We start from the raw sequence: 4,769 nt of genomic DNA, 5'->3' as shown, positions 1-4,769 counted from the left end.
GGCCGACATCTGCCCCGCGCCGCCGATGGCAAGGCTCTTCGAACCGAACGCCGCCGAAACCGAACGCCTGGCGCCACGTCAGGCACGCTGGGCGCAGCTGTATCCCAGATTGAGGAACCTGTTTCCAGCTGGTTGACCTGCAGACGTTGCCTTAGACCTGCTCGGCCGTGTAATAGCCGCCATCCACCAGCACCGATTGCAGGTTGGCCTTGTCGACCAGCACGGGCTTGATCAGCAAGGCAGGAACGACCTTCACACCGTTTTGATAGGTCTTCTGGTCGTTGAAGCTGACGGGGCGGCCTGAGAGGGTGTCGTCGACCATGCGCGCCGCCTGCTTCACCAGCAGCCGGGTGTCCTTGAACACCGTGGACGCCTGCTCGCCGTGCTTGATGGACCTCACCGACGCGAGTTCCGCATCCTGGCCGGTGATGACCGGCAAGGGCTGCGCGGCCTGCCCGTAGCCGGCGAACTTGACGGCACTCAGCAACTCGATGCTGATGCCGTCATAGGGCGACAGCACTGCGTCGAGGCGGCGCCGGGCATAGGTGGTGCCAAGCTCCCCCTGCAAGCGCGCCTTGGCATGCGCGCCATTCCAGTGCGGCGTGTAGATGTCCTTGAGTGCGACCTTGCCCGAACCGACGACCAACTGGCCATTGTCGATGTAGCGCTTGAGCACCGACATCGATCCGTCGTAGAACATGTGGGTGTTGTTGTCGTCCGCGTCGCCCGCGAACAGCTCCACCGTGGAGGGCCGCGTGGCAGCGGTCAAACGCAATCGCGCCTCGATGTCACGGGCCTGCAGTTCGCCCACGGCAAAGTTGTCGAAGGTTGCATAGCTGTCCACGTTGGCCGTGTCGCGGATGAGCCGGTCGTAGGCGAGGACCTTCACACCGCGCTTGGCCGCCTCCGCCAGCACGCCTGTCAGCGCACCGCCGTCCACTGCGCCGATCACCAGCATCCGCGCACCTTTGCCCACCATCGCCTGGAGGTGGTCGATCTGGGTCTTGGCACTGTCGTTCGCGTACTGCAGGTCCGCCGTGTAGTCGAGCTGGTTGAGCGCGCGCATCACGCCCAGCCCGTCATACACCCAGCGCAGGGATCCCATCGTGGGCATCGAGATGCCGATCAACCCCTTGTTGCTGGCTGCCGCTCGCGACGTTCCCCAAACGTGACCCAAGGACAGCGCTGCCAGCGCCTTCACGGACTGCCGTCGATTCATCTTGTCTCCGAAAACTGCGCCGAACTGCCTTGCGCAATTCCATGCCTGCTTCTTGTCAATCGGTTCGATTGCTTTGGGACGCATTGTCTGGATTCCGGCCAGCGGCCGAATCCCCCGAATCCCCAATGTGAAAACCCATATACCGGCATGCGCATACCGACATGGCTGCGCCCGAGGCAGATGGAAGTGTGATGGTTCGCTTCAGGCCGCCAAGGCCGCCTGCCGTTTGCGCCGCTGCCGGTTCGCACCGCACATGAAAAAAGCCCCTCGCGAGGGGCTCTTGCTTGTGGGTGTCGAGTTTCAGGCCCGTTGCCGCCGCAGCACCAGCAGCACGTAGCTCAGCACCGCCAGCAGCAGGCCCCAGGCCATCGCCGGGTCGACCAGTTCGCCCAGCACGCGCTGGGTGTCGCTCAGCAGCCATTGCGGCAGTTGGGTGAGCTGCCCGTCCCAGGGAACGGACTCGAAATCGTGGCGAGCCACCGGGAAGATGGCGTCGCGGAAGCGTTCGGCCATGGTCACCAGCGTCTGCAGCAGCCAGGGCATGCCATAGACCTTGGCCAGGATCACGCTTCCCAGGCCCAGCGCACCCACCGCGGCAATGCCGCCCCAGCGCTTGAGCCACGCGGAGGCCGCCATCACGAACAACATCACCGGCGCAGCCCACAGCGCCGCAGCACCGACTGCCACCAGCACGCGCGGCACGGCGGCCACGATGACCGCGCTCAGCGTGCCCCAGGGCAGCGAGGCCACGCCGCTCAGGCCGTAGACGCGGGCCACGGTAAGCACCGCTACAACCAGGCCGCAGACGAACGCGATACCCGCGACCATCAGCTGGAACACCAGCACGTGCATCAGCGCGGTGGCGCCCACTGCCGCCCAGTCGCTCACCGGCAGCGAGCGCCAGAACTCGATGCTGCGGTCCTGCCGGTCGCGCTGGCCCAGCCCGGAGGACTGGAAGCCGGCGCCCACCCAGCCCGCCATCATCACCGCGCCGATGTAGCCACCAGCCAGCGCCACCAGCACGCTGAGCGCGCTTTCATCGGAGGACACATGCACATTGCCCACCACGATGGCGAACAGCATCATGCACAGCGGCACCGCGCTGAAGATCAGCCAGCCGCGCCGGTGCTGCATCCATTCGCGCTGCATCAGCGCCAGGAAAGTCGTTGCGTTCATCTCATTGCTCCTTGGGTCGCGTCGCGGCTCAGCGGCTGGCGCGCGGATTCAGCTCGGGGGCGCGCGTGAGCGCGACGAACAGGTCGACCAGGCTGGGCCGCACGCGCTGGCCCAGGGCCTCGACCTCGCTGGGCATGGCGCCGTCGAAGATCGCGGTGGACGCGCCGTTGGGCGAGCCGTAGCGCAGCAGCGGATGCGCCGCAGCCACGGCGTTGGCAGCCGCAGGCGCATGGCTCAGCGCCGAGTAGCGCTGGTCCAGCTGGTCCAGGCTGATGTTGAGCACCAGCTTGCCGTCGTTGAGCATCATCACGTCCGACAGCAACGCTTCCACTTCCTCGACCTGGTGGGTCGAGATCAGCACCGTGCGCTCACCATCGCACCACTCGTTGATCAGCAGCTCGTAGAAAGCCTTGCGCGACAGCACGTCCAGGCCCAGCGTCGGCTCGTCGAGGATCATGATGCGGGCGTCCACCGCGGCGATCAGCGCCAGGTGCAGCTGCACCACCATGCCACGCGAGAGCTGCTTGACCTTGTCGTTCAGGCCGACGCTGGTGCGGCGCAGCAGCTCGCGGGAGCGGTCGGCCGAGAACTTCGGATGCATGCCACTCATCAGCGTGATCAGCTCGTGCACCCTGGCCCAGCGCGGCAGGATGGCCACGTCCGGGATGTAGCACAGCGACTGCAGCAACTCGGTGCGCTGTTTGCGCGGATCCAGGCCCAGCACGTCCAGGTGCCCGGCGTGGTTGGCCAGGCCCACCATCGCCTTCATCAGCGTGGTCTTGCCCGCGCCGTTGTGGCCCAGCAGGCCGACCACGCGGCCCTTGGGGATCGTGAAGCTCAGGTTGTCCAACACGGTCTTCTTGCCGTAGCGCAGGTTCACGCCTTCGGCGCGGATCAGCGGTGCACCTGGCTCGGTGCTGCTGATGTTGATGTTGTCGCTCATGGCGTCATGCCTCCCAGTCAAGTTGTTCGGGTCCCAGGCCCAGCTGGCGCAGGCGCCGCCGCAGTTGCGGCCATTCCAGCTCCAGGAAGCGTTGCCGCTCCAGTTCCTTGAGCCGCTGCCGCGCGCCGCTGCGCACGAACATGCCCAGCCCGCGCCGGCTCTCCAGCAGCCCGTCCTCGCTCAGCGCCTGCAGCGCCCGGCCCACGGTCAGCGGATTCAGCACGTAGTGCGAGGCCAGCGCCCGCACCGAAGGCATGGGCTCGCCCTCCGGCGGGCTGCCATCGAGCAAGCCGCCGGCCAGTCGGTCGGCCAACTGCCGGTAGATCGGTTGCCGGTTGTCCCAGGTCTGCATGGGCCGCTCCAGTGTGTTGGTGATGTAGCACACTGTAAAAAACGGGCGGCCGATTGTCTGCCGGTGTGCGACGAGTTGCGGGAATCGAGCGATGAAATGCAAAGCCGCGGCCTGGCCAGGTCACGAATGCCTCGCGGCATTGGCCTGGTGCTCGCACCCATTTCGGGGATGTGCAGCACCCGGCCCACGCGGCATCATGCGCAGCACTTTTTCCGTTCAAGCCTGAGGAGACCTTGATGATGCGCAGTTTTGCCCTGCCCGCCGCCCCTACCACCCGCCTTCAACTGGCACTGGCAACGCTCGGCCTGGCAGCCGGCCTCACCGCCTGCGGCAAGGTCCAGGAGGTGGCCACGCAGAAGGCGACCGAGAAGTTGATCGAGTCTTCGATCAACAAGGATGGCAACACCAATGCCAAGGTGGACCTGGGCAGTGGTGGGATGAAGGTCGAAGGTCAGGACGAACACGGCAAGGCCTTCAAGATGGAAATGGGCTCGGCCCAGATCAGCGAGAAGGAACTGGGGTTGCCGTTCTACCCCGGCGCCAAGCCGGCCGACAACAAGGGCACGCGCATTGTCAACGGCGACGGCATGATGATGCAGGTGGAGCTGACCAGCAGCGACGACCCGAAGAAGGTTTCGGAGTGGTACCGCGCGCAGCTCAAGTCCAGCCAGGAGAACAAGCTGGTGATGGACCAGGGCAAGGAAAAAGGCATGACGCTGAGCATCTCGGACACCAAGGCCGAGAGCAATGTGATGGTCGACGTCAGCGACGACGGCAACAACGGCAGCCACATCTCTCTGATGTACAGCGCAAAGACCAAGCCGGGCGCCTGACAAGGCCGCTTCAGGTTTCGCCGGTCTTGCGCTTGGCCCGCGGATGGGCGGCGTCATACGCCTTGGCCAGGTGCTGGAAGTCCAGCTTGGTGTAGATCTGCGTGGTGCTGATGCTGGCGTGGCCCAGCAGTTCCTGCACCGCGCGCAGGTCGCCGCTGGACTGCAGCAGGTGCGAGGCGAAGCTGTGGCGCAGCATGTGCGGGTGGACCGACGTGGGCAGGCCGGCGCTCAGCGCAAGGGCCTTGA

At 65.7% G+C, this 4,769-nt stretch carries 6 protein-coding genes; 1 reads left to right on the top strand and 5 read right to left on the bottom strand.

All coding sequences use genetic code 11. The annotated features are described in order from the left end of the window. Positions 1 to 151: 151 nt before the first annotated feature. From FKP22_RS21375 to FKP22_RS21360, 4 genes are all read right to left on the bottom strand, one after another. Positions 152 to 1,219, bottom strand: a complete 1,068-nt coding sequence (locus tag FKP22_RS21375) for a substrate-binding domain-containing protein (protein ID WP_141289709.1) — start codon at positions 1,217 to 1,219, stop codon at positions 152 to 154. Between the two features lie 300 nt (positions 1,220 to 1,519). Continuing rightward, on the bottom strand, positions 1,520 to 2,395 hold the full coding sequence (locus FKP22_RS21370; RefSeq protein ID WP_141289708.1) for a hypothetical protein: 876 nt from the start codon (positions 2,393 to 2,395) through the stop codon (positions 1,520 to 1,522). Positions 2,396 to 2,423: 28 nt separating this feature from the next. After that, a complete protein-coding gene (locus FKP22_RS21365; RefSeq protein ID WP_141289707.1) occupies positions 2,424 to 3,338 on the bottom strand; it encodes an ABC transporter ATP-binding protein in 915 nt (304 codons plus the stop codon). Positions 3,339 to 3,342: 4 nt separating this feature from the next. Further along, a complete protein-coding gene (locus FKP22_RS21360; protein ID WP_141289706.1) occupies positions 3,343 to 3,690 on the bottom strand; it encodes a GntR family transcriptional regulator in 348 nt (115 codons plus the stop codon). A 236-nt stretch (positions 3,691 to 3,926) separates the two neighbouring features. On the opposite strand from FKP22_RS21360, the gene FKP22_RS21355 reads away from it, so the two are divergent. Continuing rightward, on the top strand, positions 3,927 to 4,523 hold the full coding sequence (locus tag FKP22_RS21355) for a hypothetical protein (protein ID WP_141289705.1): 597 nt from the start codon (positions 3,927 to 3,929) through the stop codon (positions 4,521 to 4,523). 10 nt (positions 4,524 to 4,533) lie between these two features. On the opposite strand, the gene FKP22_RS21350 is transcribed toward FKP22_RS21355, so the two are convergent. Continuing rightward, a partial coding sequence (locus tag FKP22_RS21350; RefSeq protein ID WP_141289704.1) for a tyrosine-type recombinase/integrase occupies positions 4,534 to 4,769 on the bottom strand: 236 nt, incomplete at its 5' end.

Origin of the sequence: Ideonella azotifigens (assembly GCF_006519715.1) — a bacterium.
Lineage (GTDB): Bacteria > Pseudomonadota > Gammaproteobacteria > Burkholderiales > Burkholderiaceae_C > Ideonella > Ideonella azotifigens.
Note: the sequence above shows the minus strand (reverse complement) of the source record. Positions and strands in the feature narration are given on the sequence as shown.

Bases quoted from the DNA above. Each gene is read 5' to 3' on its own strand.
- FKP22_RS21375 (WP_141289709.1), bottom strand. From the start codon at position 1,219: ATGAATCGACGGCAGTCCGTGAAGGCGCTGGCAGCGCTGTCCTTGGGT.
- FKP22_RS21370 (WP_141289708.1), bottom strand. From the start codon at position 2,395: ATGAACGCAACGACTTTCCTGGCGCTGATGCAGCGCGAATGGATGCAG.
- FKP22_RS21365 (WP_141289707.1), bottom strand. From the start codon at position 3,338: ATGAGCGACAACATCAACATCAGCAGCACCGAGCCAGGTGCACCGCTG.
- FKP22_RS21360 (WP_141289706.1), bottom strand. From the start codon at position 3,690: ATGCAGACCTGGGACAACCGGCAACCGATCTACCGGCAGTTGGCCGAC.
- FKP22_RS21355 (WP_141289705.1), top strand. From the start codon at position 3,927: ATGATGCGCAGTTTTGCCCTGCCCGCCGCCCCTACCACCCGCCTTCAA.